At 33.4% G+C, this 20765-nt stretch carries 18 protein-coding genes; 13 read left to right on the top strand and 5 right to left on the bottom strand.

All coding sequences use genetic code 11. The features are described 5' to 3' along the window. Positions 1-7 precede the first annotated feature (7 nt). The 7 genes from WBN21_RS14010 to ppdK all read left to right on the top strand — a co-directional run bounded on the left by WBN21_RS14010 (position 8) and on the right by ppdK (position 8773). Positions 8-913 (top strand): mechanosensitive ion channel family protein, encoded by a 906-nt coding sequence (locus WBN21_RS14010; RefSeq protein WP_424201362.1) that lies wholly within the window; start codon positions 8-10, stop codon positions 911-913. A gap of 46 nt (positions 914-959) precedes the next feature. Continuing rightward, the gene (locus tag WBN21_RS14005; protein ID WP_424201324.1) at positions 960-2939 is read left to right on the top strand and encodes a heavy metal translocating P-type ATPase; all 1980 of its coding nucleotides are present in this window, start codon (positions 960-962) and stop codon (positions 2937-2939) included. A 60-nt stretch (positions 2940-2999) separates the two neighbouring features. Beyond that, entirely contained in the window at positions 3000-3599 is a 600-nt protein-coding gene (locus WBN21_RS14000; protein ID WP_424201322.1) for a CDP-alcohol phosphatidyltransferase family protein, read from the top strand. Between the two features lie 103 nt (positions 3600-3702). Further along, on the top strand, positions 3703-4179 hold the full coding sequence (locus WBN21_RS13995) for a pyridoxamine 5'-phosphate oxidase family protein (RefSeq protein WP_424201320.1): 477 nt from the start codon (positions 3703-3705) through the stop codon (positions 4177-4179). Positions 4180-4263: 84 nt separating this feature from the next. Next, on the top strand, positions 4264-4770 hold the full coding sequence (locus WBN21_RS13990) for a nicotinate-nucleotide adenylyltransferase (RefSeq protein WP_424201318.1): 507 nt from the start codon (positions 4264-4266) through the stop codon (positions 4768-4770). 208 nt (positions 4771-4978) lie between these two features. Beyond that, positions 4979-5875, top strand: coding sequence for a universal stress protein (locus WBN21_RS13985; protein ID WP_424201316.1), 897 nt, complete (start codon positions 4979-4981; stop codon positions 5873-5875). Positions 5876-6043: 168 nt separating this feature from the next. After that, the gene (gene ppdK, locus WBN21_RS13980; protein ID WP_424201314.1) at positions 6044-8773 is read left to right on the top strand and encodes a pyruvate, phosphate dikinase; all 2730 of its coding nucleotides are present in this window, start codon (positions 6044-6046) and stop codon (positions 8771-8773) included. A gap of 61 nt (positions 8774-8834) precedes the next feature. Here ppdK and WBN21_RS13975 read toward each other — a convergent pair whose 3' ends face one another. The 5 genes from WBN21_RS13975 to WBN21_RS13955 all read right to left on the bottom strand — a co-directional run bounded on the left by WBN21_RS13975 (position 8835) and on the right by WBN21_RS13955 (position 15121). Further along, positions 8835-9824 (bottom strand): MlaD family protein, encoded by a 990-nt coding sequence (locus WBN21_RS13975; RefSeq protein ID WP_424201312.1) that lies wholly within the window; start codon positions 9822-9824, stop codon positions 8835-8837. 15 nt (positions 9825-9839) lie between these two features. Next, positions 9840-10562: an ABC transporter ATP-binding protein gene (locus tag WBN21_RS13970; RefSeq protein ID WP_424201360.1), complete on the bottom strand. Its 723-nt coding sequence runs from the start codon at positions 10560-10562 to the stop codon at positions 9840-9842. 60 nt (positions 10563-10622) lie between these two features. After that, positions 10623-11393 (bottom strand): MlaE family ABC transporter permease, encoded by a 771-nt coding sequence (locus WBN21_RS13965; protein ID WP_424201310.1) that lies wholly within the window; start codon positions 11391-11393, stop codon positions 10623-10625. A 343-nt stretch (positions 11394-11736) separates the two neighbouring features. Next, positions 11737-13035 carry an OmpP1/FadL family transporter gene (locus WBN21_RS13960; protein WP_424201307.1) on the bottom strand — a complete coding sequence of 433 codons (1299 nt, stop codon included), beginning with the start codon at positions 13033-13035 and terminating at the stop codon, positions 11737-11739. Between the two features lie 193 nt (positions 13036-13228). Continuing rightward, the gene (locus WBN21_RS13955; RefSeq protein WP_424201305.1) at positions 13229-15121 is read right to left on the bottom strand and encodes a hypothetical protein; all 1893 of its coding nucleotides are present in this window, start codon (positions 15119-15121) and stop codon (positions 13229-13231) included. A 173-nt stretch (positions 15122-15294) separates the two neighbouring features. Here WBN21_RS13955 and WBN21_RS13950 point away from each other — a divergent pair, with 173 nt between their 5' ends. The 6 genes from WBN21_RS13950 to WBN21_RS13925 all read left to right on the top strand — a co-directional run. Continuing rightward, positions 15295-17538 carry a molybdopterin-containing oxidoreductase family protein gene (locus WBN21_RS13950; protein WP_424201303.1) on the top strand — a complete coding sequence of 748 codons (2244 nt, stop codon included), beginning with the start codon at positions 15295-15297 and terminating at the stop codon, positions 17536-17538. Beyond that, positions 17535-18068 carry a 4Fe-4S dicluster domain-containing protein gene (locus WBN21_RS13945; protein WP_424201301.1) on the top strand — a complete coding sequence of 178 codons (534 nt, stop codon included), beginning with the start codon at positions 17535-17537 and terminating at the stop codon, positions 18066-18068. The genes WBN21_RS13950 and WBN21_RS13945 overlap by 4 nt, the downstream gene beginning before the upstream one ends. A 10-nt stretch (positions 18069-18078) precedes the next feature. Beyond that, positions 18079-19038, top strand: a complete 960-nt coding sequence (nrfD, locus tag WBN21_RS13940; protein ID WP_424201299.1) for an NrfD/PsrC family molybdoenzyme membrane anchor subunit — start codon at positions 18079-18081, stop codon at positions 19036-19038. 11 nt (positions 19039-19049) lie between these two features. After that, positions 19050-19580: a YeeE/YedE thiosulfate transporter family protein gene (locus WBN21_RS13935; RefSeq protein WP_424201296.1), complete on the top strand. Its 531-nt coding sequence runs from the start codon at positions 19050-19052 to the stop codon at positions 19578-19580. Positions 19581-19596: 16 nt separating this feature from the next. Then, entirely contained in the window at positions 19597-20187 is a 591-nt protein-coding gene (locus WBN21_RS13930) for a YeeE/YedE thiosulfate transporter family protein (RefSeq protein ID WP_424201294.1), read from the top strand. Between the two features lie 12 nt (positions 20188-20199). After that, the coding region (locus tag WBN21_RS13925; RefSeq protein WP_424201292.1) for a rhodanese-like domain-containing protein at positions 20200-20765 on the top strand (566 nt) is incomplete at its 3' end.

Raw genomic sequence — 20765 nt, 5'->3', positions numbered from 1 at the left:
CGACATGATGCATACTATCAATGAATGGATTACAGATAACCCAACATTATTTAGTGTTTTTAAATATGTTTTGTTGGTTACTTTTGTGCTTGCGATTATTCAACTTTTAAGACGGTATTTAAGAAATAAAGTTGCAAATACTGGAGTCCGTTATAAATCTCAAAAAGGCATAGAAATTATCGGTTATATCGTTTTAATCATTCTATCCTTTTCATATTTTACTGGTAATATTAAAGATTTTACACTTGCTATTGGTTTATTTAGTGCAGGTGTTGCTTTTACGCTTCAAGAACTTATTTTAAGTATTGCTGGGTCGTTATATATTTTCATTGTTAAAGTATATAAACCTGGCGACCGTATTGAAATAAACGGCATTAAAGGAGATGTTATTGATGTGGATAGTATTTACACCACCATGATGGAAATTGGGCAATGGGTAAGCAGCGATAATTATAGTGGTCGCATTGTGAAACTGAGTAATTCTTTCGTGTTTAAAGGCCCAATTTATAACTACTCACAAGACTTTCCTTTTATTTGGGATGAGTTTAATTTGCCTATTAAATATGGTTCGGATATGGAATTAGCAAAATCTATTGTTATCAAAATTGCTTCGGAAACCCTTTCTGAATATACCATAAATTCAAAATCGAAATGGGACGAGGTTGTTAACAAATATTATATTGAAGATGCACTTGTTGATCCTACTTTGGCAATAACTTTGACTGATAATTGGGTGCAGTTTAACTTAAGGTATATTGTCGACTATAAAAAAAGACGCTACACAAAACATGTTTTAAATGATGAAATTGGGAAAGCAGTTGAAAAAACAAATGGCAAAGTTTTGTTAGCATCTACAACACTTGAGCTTATTAAAATCCCTGAAATTAAAGTGAATATGAAAAAAGGTTCTTAAAATCATTTTTTATATTTATAAAGAATTGAAGGCTAAAAATTAACTTATGGAGGTTGCAATGGTTGAAAAAAAGGAAGTTATCCACGAGCACACACATAGCTCTGAAGATAAAACCGAACTATATTTTGCTATTTTATGTGGCATCTTTCTACTGATTGGTTTTTTAATTCAAAAACTTACAGTATTACCAAATACATTTTTTCTAACAAGTTATATCGTTTCCTACTTTTTTGGAGGTTATTTCATTTCCATCGACGCTTATAAAAAAATCATTCAAGGTGGTTTTGATATTGATTTTTTAATGATTGCAGCTGCTGCTGGCGCTTTCTATATTGATAAATGGCCAGAAGGTGCTTTGCTCCTATTCCTTTTTAGTTTAGGGCATGCATTAGAGCATTTTGCAATGAATAAAGCTAAAAAATCCATAGAGGCTTTAAGTACACTTTCTCCAAAAATAGCACTCCTAAAAAGAAATGGAACCCTAGAAGAAATACCCATAAAGGATCTGAAAATAAATGATATCATTGTTGTAAAACCAAACACAAAAATTGCAGCCGATGGTGTTATTATTAGCGGTAGCAGCAGTATTAATCAAGCCCCAATTACTGGAGAAAGCATGCCAGTAGACAAAGTATTTATTGAGCGTACAGATCATTTACCGGAGTTTACTAACATCGATAAAAAACATATCGTTTTCACAGGAACCATTAATGGCGACAATAGTATTGAAGTTTTGGTGCTTAAACTTAGTCAAGATTCTACCGTTTCCAGATTAGTAAAAATGGTTAGTGAAGTAGAAACTCAAAAATCGCCAACACAACGATTAACAAAAAAATTCGAAACATGGTATGTTCCAATCGTGATACTTCTGGTTTTTTTATTGTGCTTTGCTTTTCTAGTTATAAATGAAGATTTCAACCATAGTTTATATCGCGCTATTACCGTTTTAGTAGCTGCTAGCCCTTGTGCTTTAGCCATTTCAACACCTAGTGCTGTGTTAAGTGGTATTGCAAGAGCCGCTCAAAAAGGGGTGCTTATTAAAGGCGGAAAGGCTCTGGAAGATTTAGGAGAAATAACCACGATAGCCTTCGATAAAACCGGAACACTTACAGAAGGGAAACCTAAACTCACGAACGTTATTCCGCTAAACAATTTTGATGAAATAGCTTTTGTCGAGTTAATTCTTGAAGTCGAAAGTTTAAGTAACCATCCACTTGCTAGGGCCATCGTATATGATATAAAAACACAATATCACCTGGAAGCAAAAAATAAAGCTTCAAAGGTTAATGCCGTCCAAGGAAAAGGAATGTCTGCCGTTTATAATGATGAAGTTGTACTAATTGGAAACACCAAATTAATGGAAGATGCTGGCATTTTAATTGATGATTCGGTTACAACTAAAATGACAACACTTTTAGAAAACGGACATACCGTTATGATGGTAGCTTATAAAAATGACATTATTGGTTTAATAAGTGTTATGGATGTACCAAGAAAAAACGCTGCTGCCACCCTAACGCGATTAAAAGAAATTGGTATAAAACACATGGTTATGCTTACTGGCGACCATCAAAATGTTGGAGATGCTATTGCACAACAAATTGGACTTACAGGAGTAAAAGGAAACCTATTGCCTGAAGATAAAGTTGCTGAAATTAAGAAATTAATAGCACGAGATAAAAAAATAGCCATGGTTGGCGATGGCGTAAATGATGCTCCAGCAATGGCATTAAGTACGGTAAGCGTGGCCATGGGTGCTGCTGGTAGCGATGTGGCTTTAGAAACTGCCGACGTTGCTTTAATGTCTGATAAAATTGAAAACCTGCCTTTTGTAATCGGATTAAGTAGGGCTTCAAAACGGATTATAAAACAAAACATCTGGATAAGTTTAGGTGTAGTTGGCTTACTTGTACCTGTAACTATTTTAGGCCTTACAAATATAGGCTTGGCCGTTGTTTTTCATGAGGGATCTACTTTAGTTGTAGTACTTAATGCATTAAGACTTCTTCGTTTTAATTTAGACTAACTGATATACCTCATATTAAATTCGACTTATATCCTCTATTTTTATAACAAAGAATAAGCTATGCTTACATTTAAAAACTACAATATTGCCGATTGGTTTTCCTTTTATCGCATTTTTGCTGCGCCTTTTTTACTTGCACTAATCTGGTTTGATTTACGATTAGTTTTTACGTGGTTTTTATTAATAAGTTATTCTACAGATGCTATTGATGGGTATTTAGCAAGGAAATTAAAAATAACCAGTCCCAGAGGATCACAACTCGATTCTTTTGGCGATCAAATCACATTAATTATTGGACTTATTGGGTTGTATAATTTTGAAGCTGATTTTATTAAAACCAACCTAATTATCATTCTTATAGCCTTTATCCCTTATATTTCACAAATGTTAATTGCCTATTTCAAATATGGTAAAGCAACCGCATTTCATACCTATTTAGCAAAATTATCGGCAGTAATTCAAAGTATATTTATTCTTTGGTCTCTTTTTTTTACTCCAGAAAATGCTTTATTCTATATCATGATTATAGTTGGAATATTAGAAACCATTGAAGAAATCACCCTTATTTTCTTGTACGACAATTGGGCTTCAGATGTAAAAGGCATTTATTGGGCGTTACGTGACAAACGCCGCTTAAAAAACAAAACGCCACAACGATAAGAAGCTAGGCTAATTCAATGGGCTTTAAAATTATTTGTGACTGATTTATATCATTGGTTTAAAACCTTTTATAAAATACTTTTAGTATATAATTATTTCAGCCATGATAACAGATTTAAAAAAACAGGAATGTCTAAAAATTCTTAAAAACAATTACATTGGTCATATGGCTTATGTGTATAAAAACTCCCCCTTTATTATCCCAATAACTTATTTTTATGATAAAACAAACATCATTATTATAGGGTATTCAGGCGAAGGTCATAAAACAAATGCTTTGCGATTAAACAATGCTGTTGCTTTTGAAGTTTCCGAGATAACTTCAGTTAATGAATGGCGGTCTATTTTAATAAAAGGAACTTTTGAGGAGTTAAGTGGGCCAGATGCAAAATTTTATCTTCACGAGTTTTCACAAGGTTTAAAACACCTAATTGCCAAAAAGGAAAAGAAAGATGTTGAATTTATTTATGAGTTTTCTGGAAAAACTCATTTTGAAGCCTCTCCTGTAGTTTATCGTATAAAAATGGAAACAATTACCGGTAAACAAAGAAAAAAACCAACTACTATCAATGCCAATTAAATGTTTGGACAACTGATAGTTATCATTGCCAATATCCCTTTTAGTATATACTTTTATTTCATATTAATCTTAAATTTTATAATCATGAAAAAATTAATACTTGGTTTATTTATACTGGGATTAACCACCCAAATTTATGCACAAGACCCAATATTAACAGAAAATCTCTCAGAAGTTTATGTAGTTGCAAACTATAAATACCTGAGTAGTGTAAATGCTTCAGAATCAGCGATTCCTGTTGAAAAACTACAATTAGCAGCAAGTGATTTTGACATAACGGATTTAGATATTTACGCTGAAGAGAATGAATATTATGATGTATATTTTTTCATCCCACAGGGGAAAATTCTAGCGAAATATAATGAAAAAGGAGAATTATTAACTACCGTTGAAAGATACCGAAACACAGAGTTACCATCTGCCGTTACTAATGAAATTGAAGGTAGATTTCCAAATTGGAACGTTTCAAAAAATGTGTATTCTGTTAATTACCACGAATCTGGAAATTCCAATAAATTATATAAAATTACCCTAGAAAATGGTAACCAAAAAATTAGAGTAAAAATGGATAATTTGGGAAATTTCAAATAGTAATTAGTTAATTTCTGATAATGAGATTAAACAGATGTAAACTCTGTAAAAAATGAAGATGAAGCTAATTAATAAAAGGCACTTTCAAAAAAACTGAAAGTGCTTTTTTAATGCATTCAATTTATTCTATTTAAAAAGCGTTTTATGATAAATATCATTTCGAAAATAAAGATGATACCCTAACTTTATTGGGTTAAAAAATAATATCATGAAAACAATAATATACGCTACAGACTGCAGTACCAATGATGCTTCAGCACTTAAATATGCTTATCGTTTTAGTAGTATAATGAATGCTGATTTACATGTTTTACATGTATATGAGTTACCTCCTATTACATTCTCAACTATTCGCACCTCAGAATCACTCAAAAACAGGTTCCATAATGATCAAATTGACCTATTGGATAAATATTGCAAAAAACACCTGAAAAATGAATTTAATAAGCATCCTATTACCACCCATGTAATTGAAAGTGATAATGTTTCTAAAAGCATAAAACGTCTTTCGAAAACAGTAACGCCAGATGTAATTATTATTGGAATGAAAGACAAACAAAGTACTAGAGGTTTTTTTTCTGGCAATATTGCTAATGACCTTTTAGATCATGTTGAAGTCCCAGTATTAATGGTGCCAAACAACTTGGTTTATGATACTATTTCAACAATAGTTTATGCCACAGATTTTGAAAAAAAAGATATTCAATGCGTGAAAAAACTGGTAGAAATAGCGCAACCTTTTTCAGCGCTTATTGAAGTTTTGCATATTTATAAAACCAATGAGGAATCGGCAAAAAAATATATGGAACAATTTAAAGAATTGGTTTTTCAGCAGGTTTCTTATAAGGATATAACCTTTAAAACCATAGCGTCAACAAAAATAAAATCGGGTTTATTATCTGTTTTGAACAATGAAAAAGCAAGTATGTTGGCAATGTTAGAACGCAAACACGATTGGAGTTATCAAAGCTTTTTCCGCAAAGATGTAGTAAAAGAAATGCAAGATCATATAGCAATCCCTTTACTAGCATTTAGCAATAATGGCCCAAAAACTAAGGGGCAAAATGTTAACACTTTAAACACTAAAAATGAGTTAGCCTTTTAAAAATAAAATTTCAACAGCAACTTTATAAAGCACTAAAAAACTCCTTGATTTAATAAAGTAAATCCAGGGGTTTTTAATTGGTTTTCATGATATAAGTCATTAAAATTAACCGATTTAGCTTGTAAATTTATAACTGATAATCATTAATATTAATTTTAAATACTAATTATGGAAACGCTACAAGAAGTCCGAACCAATGTATATAAATTCGGAAATAAAGCCGCAGACGGTAATAGTAAAATGAAAAACCTTTTGGGTGGTAAAGGTGCAAATTTAGCAGAAATGAGTGCCATTGGTATTCCTGTTCCTCCTGGTTTTACAATTACAACTGAAGTTTGCACAGACTACAATATTCTTGGAAAAGATAAAATTGTAGACATGATAAAAACTGAAGTTGAAAAATCTATAGAGAATATAGAAGTTTTAATGCAATCGCAATTTGGAGATAAAGAAAACCCATTATTAATATCTGTTCGTTCAGGCGCTAGAGTCTCTATGCCTGGAATGATGGATACCGTATTAAATCTTGGTTTGAATGACGATGCAGTAATAGGTTTAGCCAATAGAACAGGTAACGAACGTTTCGCTTGGGATTCGTATCGTCGTTTTATTCAAATGTATGGTGGTGTTGTTTTAGGTATGAAACCTGAAGCTAAAGAGGACATCGATCCTTTTGAAGAAATTATGGAACACCTCAAATATAAGCGACGTATAAAATTAGATACGGAGTTTAGTATTCAAGATTTAAAAGATTTAGTTTACGATTTTAAAGATGCGGTAAAAAAACGTACAGGGCATGATTTTCCAACCAATCCATGGGATCAACTTTGGGGCGCTGTTATAGCTGTTTTTAATAGTTGGAATGGAGATCGAGCCATGTATTATAGAAAAATGCATGGGTATCCAGCCGATTGGGGTACAGCAGTTAATGTACAAGCCATGGTATATGGAAATATGGGAGACAACTCTGGAACTGGTGTTTGCTTTACACGAGATGCTGGTACTGGTGAAGATGTTTTTAACGGTGAATATTTAATTAATGCGCAAGGTGAAGATGTTGTAGCAGGAACAAGAACGCCGCAACAAATCACAAAATTAGGATCTATACGTTGGTCAGAATTAGCAAAAGTAGATGAAGAAGATAGAGTTAAAAATTACCCGTCTTTAGAAGAACTAATGCCAAACATTTATAAAGAATTGAATGGTTATCAAGAAAAATTAGAAAACCATTATAAGGACATGCAGGATATGGAGTTTACCATTCAAGATGGGAAGCTTTGGATTCTACAAACTAGAAATGGCAAACGTACTGGTGCTGCTATGGTTAAAATTGCCATGGACATGTTTAAACAGGATATGATTACCGAAAAAGCTGCAATTTTACGAATCGAACCTAGTAAATTGGATGAATTATTACACCCTATTTTTGACCCAAAAGCGCTTAAAGAAGCCCATGTAATAGCTCAAGGTTTACCTGCTTCTCCAGGTGCTGCAACAGGACAAATAGTGTTCTTTGCAGACGAAGCAAACAAATACAAATACACGATTTTAGCGCGAATTGAAACATCTCCTGAAGATTTGGAAGGAATGAATATTGCTCGAGGAATTTTAACCGCACGTGGAGGCATGACATCGCATGCGGCGGTGGTTGCTCGTGGAATGGGTAAATGTTGTATTTCTGGGGCTGGCGCCTTAAAAATTAACTATAAAACAAGAACTTTAAAAGTTGATGATAAAGTATATCATGAAGGCGATTGGATTTCTTTGAACGGTTCTACAGGTAATATTATTGAAGGTAAAGTAGCTACGAGCGAACCTGAATTAAGTGGAGAGTTTGCAGAGATTATGAATTTAGCAGATAAATATGCCACAATGCAAGTGCGAACTAATGCCGATTCTCCAAACGATGCTAAAATAGCACGTGGTTTTGGTGCTCAGGGTATTGGATTAACACGTACAGAGCATATGTTTTTTGAAGTAGACCGTATAAAAGCGATGCGTGAAATGATTTTATCAGATACTTTAATAGGAAGACAACATGCTTTAGAAAAATTACTACCAATGCAACGTAGCGATTTTGAAGGTATTTTTGAAGCCATGCAAGGACTTCCAGTAACGGTTCGTTTATTAGATCCGCCTTTGCATGAATTCGTTCCACATCAATTGGAAACCCAACGTAGTTTAGCTGAAGAAATGCACATTACACTAGAGGCAGTAAAAATAAAAGTAGCTGAATTGGAAGAGTTTAATCCAATGTTAGGACATAGAGGTTGCAGGTTAGGAATTACTTATCCAGAAATTACTGAAATGCAAGCACGAGCTATTATTGAAGCCGCATTAAACTTAAAAGAAAGAGGTATTGTCGCAAAACCAGAAATAATGATACCTTTAGTTGGTACGCTTACTGAATTTGAAAGTCAGGAGGCTGTCATTAGAGAAACAGTAAATAAAGTTTTTGAAGAAAGAAATGATAGTATTGAGTATGCTGTTGGTACTATGATAGAAATTCCTAGAGCCGCTTTAATTGCTGATAAAATTGCCAAGTATGCCGATTTCTTCTCCTTCGGAACAAACGATTTAACACAAATGGCATTCGGTTATTCCAGAGATGATGCGAGTAAATTTTTGCCAATTTATATACAAAAGGGCATTTTAAAAGTCGATCCGTTTGAAGTTTTAGATCAGGAAGGTATTGGACAATTAGTTGAAATGGCTACCGAACGAGGAAGAAGCACAAAACCTAATTTAAAAGTTGGAATTTGTGGAGAACATGGTGGCGACCCAAGTTCAGTTGAATTCTGCTATAGAACAGGATTGAATTATGTGAGTTGTTCACCTTATAGAGTGCCAATTGCGCGTTTAGCATCTGCACAAGCAGCTATTAAAAACAGCTTATAACGCATGTGATTAATAACACAAAAAAAGCCTTGGTTTTAATAGCAAACCAAGGCTTTTTAATTTAATTGTCATTTGTCTTTTTATCTCGCTTTTCTTGCCTTTCTAGTTTTCTAAAATAAGCGCGAGTTAAAAAATTATGCTTCAAGGCTTCCATATTCTGGTTGAATTTATCAGTTCCTTCATTAATATTCTTAATAGTTTCTTCAAGGTTTTTGACAAGTTCCTCATCATTTGACAAATAGTTAATTGCGCCTTTACCTTCTTTTACATTTAATAAAGTGGCATTTAAATTATTAATAACGCTATCAATACTATGACTTGAAGATTCAAGGTTTGTAATAATATTTTTCACTTTTTGTGCCTCTAATGAATCATTTAACAATACACCTGCTACGCTATTATCCAAATCGATCGATGCTATCGTTTTGTTAATGGTTTTAATGGTTTTATTCGCTTCAATACTCGTTAGCTTTAAATTACTTACGGTATGTTTAAAATTATTAGCAACTACAGAATCATTAATAAGCATGCCTAAAGTCCCTTTGCCATTGGTTATAGAATTTGTAATATCTAATAATTTTGCCGTAAGTAAAGCAGCATTTTCATTGGTTACATTAAGCGTATTAAGCATTTCGCCTGTGCCGATTTTAGTAAACGATTTAATAACATCTCCATGAGAAATAACAGCTGTATCTCCTTTCCCTGGAATAATATTCACAATCATATTTCCTACTAAACCATCTGTTCCAATGGTAGCAATAGCATCCTTTTTAATATGTTGCACCATTTTTTCTTCTATAGCCATGTTCACATTTATAGTAGAATCGTTTATCATGGAAATGGTTTTTACGGTCCCTACATTGATGCCTGAGTAACGCACGTTATTCCCCTGTAATAAACCATTAACATTATTAAAATTAGCGCTAATGGTAAAAGTTTTTACAAACATGTTTTTCCGATTCCCTATTAAAAAAATAGCTAATACAAAAAGTAGTAAGCCTAAAATAACAAAGACACCTAGTTTTAGTTTTTCGTTTGTTTTTTTTTGCATGATTTCTAAATTTAATTACTTAAAAAATGCTTTTACTTTTTCATCGGCTGATGCTTTTAGCTCAGCAAAAGTTCCTTCAGCATAATTAATCCCGTCCACCAACAAAATCATTCTCTCTGAAACTACACGGGCACAATCCACATCGTGCGTAATGATTAGTGACGAGGTTTTATATTGCTTTTGTATGCTGCGCATTAGCTCTATAATTTCTTTTGAAGTTATAGGATCTAAACCACTTGTAGGTTCATCATATAAAATAATTTTTGGCTTTAAAATTAATGTTCTTGCTAACGCGACGCGTCGTTTCATTCCTCCAGAAAGTTCCGAAGGCATTAAATCAATAGCTTCCATTAACCCCACACTTTTAAGGGCTTCTTTTACGAGTTGCTCAGTATCCGTTATGTTTCCAAACTTGTGTTTATGCCTTCGTAATGGGAATTCTAAATTCTCTCTTACCGTCATGGAATCATATAAAGCGCTTCCTTGAAAAAGAAAACCAATTTCCGTTCGCAATTCATCTAGGTCAATTCTATTAAGACCTAAAAGGTTTTTCCCCATAACTTTTATGCTACCTGAATCTGGTTCCATTAAACCAACTAAACATTTTATCATCACAGACTTTCCTGATCCGGATTTACCCATAATAACAAGATTTTCACCTTCAAAAAGAGTCAGGTTAAAACCATTTAAAACATGATTGTCTCCAAAACTTTTTCGTAAATCCTTAATGTCAAGCATGCGCCTTTTTGAGATTAAAGTTTTCGTTGTTTCTTCTATGTGTTCTGACTCATTCATCTTTTAAATTTCAAAAAAAATATCGGTTACAAAAACAGCAATAAAATCAATTATAAACAATAGCATAGATGAAAAAACAACCGCTGAATTTGCTGCTACACCTACTCCAACAGTTCCTTTTTTACAATTATAACCTTTAAAACAACCCACAAGCCCTATGGCAAATCCGAAAAAATAAGTTTTAATAGTAGCTGGAATAATATCACCAAATTCTAAAGAATTAAATACCTTATTAAAATATAATAGAAACGACACATCGCCTTTGGCATTTTCAATTAAATAAGAACCATAAAGTGCTATGGTATCGCCAACAATTACTAAAATTGGCAACATAATTGTCGCTGCCAATACTCTTGTTACAACCAGATATTTAAAGGGGTTTGTTCCTGAAACTTCCATAGCATCAATTTGCTCGGTAACGCGCATAGAACCTAATTCGGCTCCAATACCTGATGCAATTCTACCTGCAAAAGTTAAGGCTATAATGACAGGGCCAATTTCTCTAATAATAGAAATACTCACCATTGAAGGCATCCATGATTCCGCTCCAAATTCTTCCAAAGTTGGACGCGTTTGTAAGGTCATAACTAAACCAATAATAAAGCCCGTAACACCAACTAGTAATAACGATTTATTACCAATGTTATAGCATTGTTTTAAGAGTTCTTTAAACTCGAAAGGTTTAGAGAAGAGCTCCTTAAAAAAGCGTTGCCCAAAATAAGTGAGCTCACCAATTTCTACAAAGAATGATTTTATTTTAGCTGAATTCAACATGGTAAAAGCCTATTACTCATTCAAATATAGTACTTGTAAATGTCTCTCAAAATGATATAAATCACTATAAAGGATGTAAAACCTAAATAAACTACGGCTAATTATAACTCAATTCTGAAAGAAAAATTAAAATCTCAGCAATTGGGAGACATATGTAGTTTTCCATTTCTTTTATAATCATCTTCTCAATTTGAAATAAACAAACCTTTAAAAAGAAAAAAATCCTAATTAATAAACTTAGGCATTAAAACAAATATGACAGCCTCATTTTTGCTTTAAAGCAAAACAGCCTCTATAAAAGAGGCTGTTTTAAAAAAATGAAATTGTAAGATTTTAAGTTTTATTATTTACTCGCGCTATTAAACGTATAGCTCAATCCAAATTGAATCATAGATGTTTTCATATCATAAGATATTGATGATCCTGGAATGGCACCCAATGGATTGCTTTGAGATATCATCATAGGCGATAATAGTTGCCCTTCTGTTGCGCCATTGCTAGCTCCATAATGGTATACAGCGTCTACTTTCCAGGTATCATTTACCACATAACTTAAACCGAATTGATACGCATCCTGAATGATTGCAGTAGCTGGAATATTAAAGAACGTTACACTTTCATCTATTGGGTTTGAACTGTATGTGTAACCGATTCGCAATGGTAATTTATTAATGCCTTTATATTGTAGACCAGCCGATAAAATGCTAATATTTTTCCATCCGAAACCTGCAACCGAAGCCGTTTGTGTCCATCCTGTGGTTGAGAAACCATCGGTATTTTCATAATCTACACGTCTAAAATCTAATGCAAAATCGATAGCATTTGTTGAATACCCAACACCTAGAGAAAGTATGGCTGGATAATCCATTTGAAATTTGTTTTTGCTTGTTGAATTATCCAAATACGTGTTATTGAATTCGAATTCGCTAAACTTTTGAGCCGTTTTATAGGATGCCCCTAGTTTTAATCCAGCGCCCGAATCATAAAACACACCAACTTGTGCTCCAAAACCAATGGCGGAAGCCTTATCAGTTGAAGGATAACCAGCTGCCGAAGGGTTTGCTGTTGGGTTAGGTGCTAACTCTAATGCAGAATAATCGATATTTGGTTGTACACCAATGGATATTTTATCGGTTAATTCATAAGCCCAAGATAGTCCAACTTGCATTAAAAGATAATCGGATTCGATATGGCCGAAACCACCCATGCTTTGAGGCATATTAATTGGGTTTGTCATACTCTCAGGAAAAGTTACCCCAAAACCACTAATACCAAAAGCCGAAACACCAAACGTATGTTTTGAGTCTTCTTTACCCCAAACCATGGCTACAGCCGGCATTGGAGAAATCCCTCTATCGTCTTCAGTATTCCCACTAAAAGGTCCACCTGGTGTTGGAACTGTGGAATATAATTCTGGTGAGGAAAAGAACAGACCAACATCCAATTTTATTATTTTATCATCAAAAGTTGATAATGCTGCAGGGTTCCATTGTAAAGCCCCAGAAATATCTAATGGTTGCGCTGTTGAAGCACCACCCATAGACATATTAACGGCGCCAACACCTTGCATAATGTGTCCTGCTTGCGCAAAAACGGAGGTTGAAAAAATTAAAAATAAAAATTTTAAAATGTTAGTTTTCATAATTGTAAATATTTAAGTCATGCAATAAAAATTCAACCAAAAAAATGGATGGTTTCATAAACATAAGCTGTTATTAAATTAGTTAAATTAGTGCTAAAAGTACTCATCGATTATTTCCAATTCTATGACTTTTATCATTTATAAGTTTAAACCGCAATTAACATTAAAAAATCGAAAAATAAGGTTTTAAAACCTAATTTTTAGGAAGCACACAAGAAGTACTTACTTTTTTAAGTATGGTGTTCAACCCTACTTTTAATGTTTGTTTCATCACTTCAGAATCATCTTTATGACATTGCAAACAAGCGCCTACTAAAAGTATTCGTTTTTGTTCATTAACAGTAAAAGGTCTAAAATCTGTTCGTGTTGAGTTTACCGTTTTCTTATTTACGCTTTCTAAAAAAGGAATCCATGCGTCCTCTGGTAAATTATCATGACTATTCAATGCGTATTCGGGCGTAAAAACCCATTGACCTTGGTTGTTTTCTATTTTATAAACCAATGTTCCGTTTCCATAACCTATGGTCGCAGCATTTGAATGACATGACGCACAATCTCTCACATTTTTTGAAGTAGTATGTGGCGAATTTGGAGCGTATAATCTATGAAACAATAGTTTTTTTTCTAATTCATCTTTATTATAACTATTCAAATCAATAGTCATAATCATTCCTGGAATAGCGGGCTCAATTGTTTTTTCGCCATGATGTTCTCGCACGCCCATGGCCGGTAATGATGACGAAAATTCGGCTACATATTCTTTCCATTGTCCTTTAACAAATTTTTTATCTAATAAATCGAAGGCGCTTGGTTCGTTTCCATCATATTGATTATGACAACCAATACAACGTGATGTCCAAGACGAATGGCAAGCAGAACAGCTTACATTTTTATGAGCATGATCTCTTGAACAAACCTCTGACTGAGGTTTCAAACTATGAAGCAATCCATCCCCTTTACCAATTAAATAGGCATTTCCTATGGAATCTACAAAAGTATTAACCAACGGATGATTGTCTTTTTGTACTGCAATGATTTGTTTATCGCTATGATTATAATCGCGATGTAAAAATACCAATCTGCTTTCCGTATCCAAAGAATCAAACGGAATGGTGTTTGGTTTATCATTATAATGACAATCCGCACATTGCACTTTCACGGCTTGTTCAGCATGCGCATAAGTTTTTCCATCGCCCATAACTTCATGTGAAGAATGACAATCAATACATAACAAGCCTTTTGAATGGTGAACATCTTCTTCAAGATTTTTATATACGCGCTCATCTTCTAAAACCGTGTAATTATTTTTATCAATGATTTCACTTGCATCTAAAAGCGTTTCTTGCAAGCCCATATAATTTGTAGAAATTCTACTGGAACGACTATGGCAACCAAAACAATGGGTGTCATTTACAAAAATATTTGTTGCTGGATGAAATTGAGGTAATTCACTTTTATTAGAAGTTAAATAATTATCCAAATCCTCTTTGGCCTCATCCGAATAGTTTAAATGACAGGCATTACAACCACCTCCTCTACTCATTTGATTTATTGGGCCAAAGCTCGTTTTTTCTGCTCCTAAATGGCAATTCGCACATAAATCTCGTAAATGTTTGTCTGCTGCCGTGTATTTTATGTCTTTAATATGATAGTGATAATCCAAACTATCCGCTTCACCAAAAACAAATTTATCAATCGCTACAATGCCACTATTTGTAGTCATTAAAGAGTTTTCAATTTTATGTAATTCACTAGGATGACATTTGCCACAAGTTTCTTTGGCATCAGATAAATTTCCAGGAATTAAAATCATGCCTTCATGAGCCTTGATTTTATCAAGAGAAGCGCTATTTCCTAAATGACAACTTACACAACCTATCAATTCAGGATTATGATATTTTGAATAGCCTTTAGTATTTTGATGACATTGAAGACAAGATTCCGTATTTGAAATTTGAATTTTTTCAATACCATCTTGATACGTGTTGTTTTGAATAAAATACGCCTTATTTCTAGCTAAGAATAGCACTAAAAATAATAACAAAAATAACACAAAAAGTGCGACTGGATATTTATTATTCTTCATTAAAAGATAAGTTAATCAAATTTACAACAAAATAATATGAGAAGTACTTTTACTGATGGATAGACTATTCACTATGTAACATTTGTTACCAAAAAATCAGCAATTGAATGACTTTTATCATGATTTTAAAGAGTATAAGTCAATAATTTTACATCAAACTAATTATTGCTTGTATGACTACTTCAAGAAGAAAATTTATTAAAATATCGGCACTCGGATTAGGAGGAATTGCCGCTTCTGCATCAGCATTGAATCTCGTTGGTGGAAAATCATATTTAAATGAGTTAGTAGCTCAAAATATTGCAAAAAAATTAAAAAAAACAGCCACCTATTGTGAAGTTTGCTTTTGGAAATGTGCTGCTTGGGCATATTCTGATGATGCAGGGAATATTCAAAAAATAATTGGAAATGACGATGACCCACATTGTAATGGTAGACTTTGCCCAAGAGGAACTGGTGGTGTTGGGATGTATACGGATACCGACCGATTAAAAACACCTTTAATAAGGACAACTATTAATGGCGAACAAACATATAGAGAAGCAAGCTGGGAGGAAGCTTTAAATTTAGTAGCATCAAAATTTAAAGGCATTAAAGATACCTATGGTCCAGAATCATTAGCATTACTTAAACATGGAACTCCAGGTTCACATTTTGAACATTTGTTTAAAGCATTTGGCTCAGATACCATCGCAGAACCCGCTTTTGCACAATGTAGAGGACCTAGAGAAACGGCTTTTGGTTTAACCTATGGTTCTTGGGTAGGTTCACCAGAACCAACTGATATTAGAGATACTAAATGTTTAGTGCTTATTGGTTCTCATATTGGTGAAAATATGCACAACTCACAGGTCCAAGAAATGTCTGATGCCATTGATAATGGCGCAACTATTATTACAGTAGACCCAAGGTTTTCAACGGCTGCAAGCAAATCTCAACATTGGTTAGCTATTAAACCCGCAACAGATATTGCCTTATTACTTTCTTGGATGCATGTTTTAATAGAAGAAGATATTTACGATAAAGATTATGTTGAAAAATATGCTTTAGGTTTTGATGAATTAAAAGCACATGTTAAACAATTTACTCCAGAATGGGCTTATGGTATAACAACTATAAAACCAGAAGTTATTAGAAAAACGGCAAGAGCCATGGCAAATGCCGCGCCTTCTGTAATTGTTCATCCAGGCAGACATGTTGTTTGGTATGGAGATGATACACAAAGAGAAAGAGCCATTGCTATTTTAAATGGACTGTTAGGTTCTTGGGGACGTAAAGGTGGTTTTTATTTTAAAGAAAAAAAATCGGTTCCTAAGTTTCCACATCCGCCTTATCCACACCCAAAATGGGATTGGAGAGATATTGGGAAAGCATATCCTTTAGCTCAAATGGGATTAACAAATGAAGTAATTAGATCTTCAATCCCTAATGAAAACCCAGAATATCCTGTTAAGGCTTGGATGGTTGCAGGAACTAACTTAATTAAATCTATTCCAGACACTAAACAATTAAAAGAAGCGATAGAAGCTTTAGAATTTTTAGTGGTTGTAGACACCATGCCAATGGATATTACAGGTTATGCGGATGTTATTCTTCCAGAATGCACGTATTTAGAACGTTCAGACGTGTTACGCTCTTCAACTAACAGAGAGCCTTCTGTTGCCGTTAGATTTGCTGCAACAAAACCAAAATACGAAACAAAACCTGCCGCTTGGATTGCGAAAGAATTAGGAACTCGTTTAGGATTAGATGAGTACTTTGATTATAACGATTATGATGAAGTAATTGATTGGCAACTAAAAGAATTAGGCACTTCTAGAGAAGAAATGGAAAAAATTGGAGTTAAAAAATATCCAAGAACATCTGGTTCCATGTATATGAATGAAAATGAAGTTTATCAATTTGGAACTAATAGTGGTAAAATAGAATTATACTCTAGAGAATTAGAAAATTTAGGTTTTGATCCTTTACCAAAATATAAAGTACACCCAGAAGCACCTCAAGGATTTTATAGATTAAATTATGGAAGGTCGCCAATGCATACTTTCAGTAGAACGTCAAACAACCCAAATTTAACCGATTTGAAAAGTGAAAACAAACTCTGGGTAAATCCTAGGGTTTCTAGAATTTTAGATTTAAAAACAAATCAAGAAGTTTGGTTAAAAAACCAGGATGGAATTATTTCTGATTTTGCAATAAAAGTAAGAGTTACGGAAAGAGTAAGATGGGATTCTGTTTACCTAGTTCATGGTTTTGGAGTAAATAATAAAAAATTAACTAGAGCTTTTGGAAAAGGTATTGATGATACACAAATGATATCGAACATTTTTATTGACCCAATTATGGGAGGAACTGGTATGAGAGGCAATTTTGTTACTATTCTAAAAGACAACCCACATAAAACTTCTGAGATATGAGATATGCAATGGTAATAGACACTTTAAAATGTGTTGGATGTAGTGATTGTGTGGTAGCTTGCCAAACAGAAAATAATGTTCCAATTGGCTATTGCAGAGATTGGATTACAGAAACTGTAGATGGCACATATCCAAATATTGTTTTAGAATTAAAATCGGAAAGATGTAACCATTGTGCGAACGCACCTTGCGTGAGATGTTGCCCAACAGGAGCCAGTCATATTGTTGAAGGTGGCATTGTTTTAGTAACTGCAGATGAATGCATAGGTTGTGGTGCTTGTATAGAATCCTGCCCTTATGATGCGCGTTATCAACATCCTGATGGTTATGTAGACAAATGTACATTTTGTCATCATAGACTTCAAAAAGGACAACTTCCTGCATGTGTTTCTGTATGCCCTACTAAATGTATGTATTTTGGAGATTTAGATAACCCGAATAGTGAAGTATCACTACTATTAAAGAATAGAAAACACAAAACATTAGCTCCAGAAGCTGGTACGGATCCACATGTATTTTACTTAATTTAAATCCAATACGATGCAAGAAGAATTATTCACAAGCGGAAGACATATTCCTAATATTGATCCTTCATTAGAAATTTGGCATTGGCCAATAGCAGTCTATTTATTTTTAGGAGGACTTGCTGCTGGTATATTGTTTTTTGGAGCTTTACTCTATATATTAGGCAAAGCAGATGAATATCCAACAGCTGTAAAAACAGCATCTATTATTCCGCCTATAGCATTATCTTTAGGGTTATTGGCTTTGGTGTATGACTTAACACACCCATTATACACATGGCAATTATATACCACGTTTAGAATAGAATCGCCAATGTCTTGGGGAGCATGGGTTTTGTTAATCACAACACCTTTATCTTTTCTTTGGACCTTTAGTTATTATAGAGAAGTTTACCCAAAACTAGAAGCTAAACTAAAAGTTTTTAAGCGTTTTAAATTTTTAAATACAGTTGAAAAATTCATCATAAAAAACAGAAAAAATATTGCGTACGCCCTAATTCCATTAGCTTTAATTTTAGGAGTTTATACAGGTATTTTATTATCTGCTTTTAATGCAAGACCACTTTGGAATAATGCTATTTTAGGTCCATTATTTTTAGTTTCTGGGCTTTCTACTGGAGCTGCAGCCATTATTTTACTATCAAAAACTAAGACTGAAAAACATCTTTTTGGAAAAATAGATTTAGGATTAATCATTATTGAATTGGCTTTAATAACACACATGATTATGGGGTATTATGCAGGTTCTCAAGTGCAACTAGAAGCTATGCAGTTGCTAGTAAATGGAGATTTTACATTAATGTTCTTTGGTTTTGTTGTAATATTAGGGTTAATAGTACCCGCAGTCCTCGAGTTTATAGAACTTATAGGGTTTAAAGTTCCTGTAGTTGTACCCGCGCTATTAGTAATTTTGGGAGGACTTATTTTTAGGTTTGTAATGGTTGAAGCAGGACAGTTAACAAGATTTCTTTATTAAAACCACTAATTATGAAAAAAGAAAAAAATAAAAATAGTCACATTTATTGGAATCCATATTTTGGTGGATTTTTACTAGGTGTCATCATCATTTTTACATTTTTACTAACCGGAAGAGGATTAGGTGCAAGTGGCGCAATGAAGAGTAGTGTTGTTACCATTGTAGATAAAGTATCACCAACACATGCAGAAAACAACGCCTATTACAGCCAGTTTGTAAAAGATGACGAAACGCCCATGAATACTTGGTTGGTTTTTGAGGCACTCGGAGTGATTATTGGTGCTTTTATTTCCGGAAGTTTAGCAGGAAGAATTAGATGGAGAATACAACATTCACCAAAAATATCTAGTAAACGCAGATTGGTTTTTGCTCTTATTGGTGGTGTTTTATTTGGTTTAGGGGCTCAAATTGCTAGAGGTTGCACAAGTGGTGCAGCATTAAGTGGAATGGCTGTTTTATCCTCTGGTGGGTTTATAACCATGCTAGCCATTTTTGGAACGGCTTACGCTTTTGCTTATTTCTTTAGAAAAAATTGGATTTAATTTAAAAATATAAAAAATGGAACTCTTAATTTCTAGTAGCATTATTCCAGCACAATGGGATAGTATTGTTGCCATATGTATCGGAATTGCCTTTGGCTTTGTTTTAGAGTCTTCCGGGTTTTCTTCGTCAAGAAAAATGGCTGGCGTTTTCTATGGTTACGATTTTGCTGTTTTAAAAGTGTTTTTCACAGCAGCCGTAGTTGCCGTAATTGGTATTTACTATCTAGATTATTTAGGTTTTGTAGATGTCACTAAATTATACATTCACCCAACATATGTTTGGGGAGCAATAATTGGTGGTGCCATTATGGGTGTTGGTTTTATTGCCGGTGGATTTTGCCCAGGCACTAGTTTATGCGGTGTAGCAATAGGGAAAATAGATGCTTGGATTTATGTCTTAGGAATTTTAATTGGGGTTTTTATATTTTCAGAATTATACACCTTCTTTGAACCAATATACAATGGCTATTTCTTAGGAAACATCACTTTAATGGATTCATTTAATTGGAACCCGTATTGGACAATATTTATTTTTTCTATCATCGCTATTGTAGCGTTTGTAGTTGCAGATGTAGTTAGAAAAAAAATAAAAAAGGTGTTCTATTAAACTATAAAAAACATGAAAATAGATAAAAAAAGAATTGCAAAAATTTTATCTTTTAGATACAAAATGATGGCTGTCATACTTATTCTACTTGCTGGTGGATTAGTATTACTACCTAAGTATGAAAAAAATGAAGGTTTGCCTGCAGACCAATTATTGAGTGATTTTATTAGTCTTGAAAGATATGTTTCTTCAGATCAAATTTCAGATAAAATAATTAGTCAAGACCCTTCTTTTATTTTAATTGATGTTAGAGACAAAGAAAGCTATAACAAATACACGCTTCCAAATGCTTTAAATATTCCTTTAAAAAACTTATTAGATAAAGAGTTTGAATCTTACTTAAATCAGAATCAATATGATGTCGTGTTTTTTTCTGACGATAATTTTTATGCAGACCAAGCATGGGCTATTTGTACAAGGTTAAAATATAGCAATTTACGAGTTTTAAAAGGTGGTGTCAATAACTGGTTTACAACTATTATTAACCCAGAAATACCTAATGAAAACATGCCAACTAAAGCATTTGAATTGTATACCACAAGAAAAGCTGCTAGTATGTTTTTTGGAGTCGTTTATCC

Source organism: Algibacter sp., from assembly GCF_049667265.1.
Lineage (GTDB): Bacteria > Bacteroidota > Bacteroidia > Flavobacteriales > Flavobacteriaceae > Algibacter_B.
Note: the sequence above shows the minus strand (reverse complement) of the source record. Positions and strands in the feature narration are given on the sequence as shown.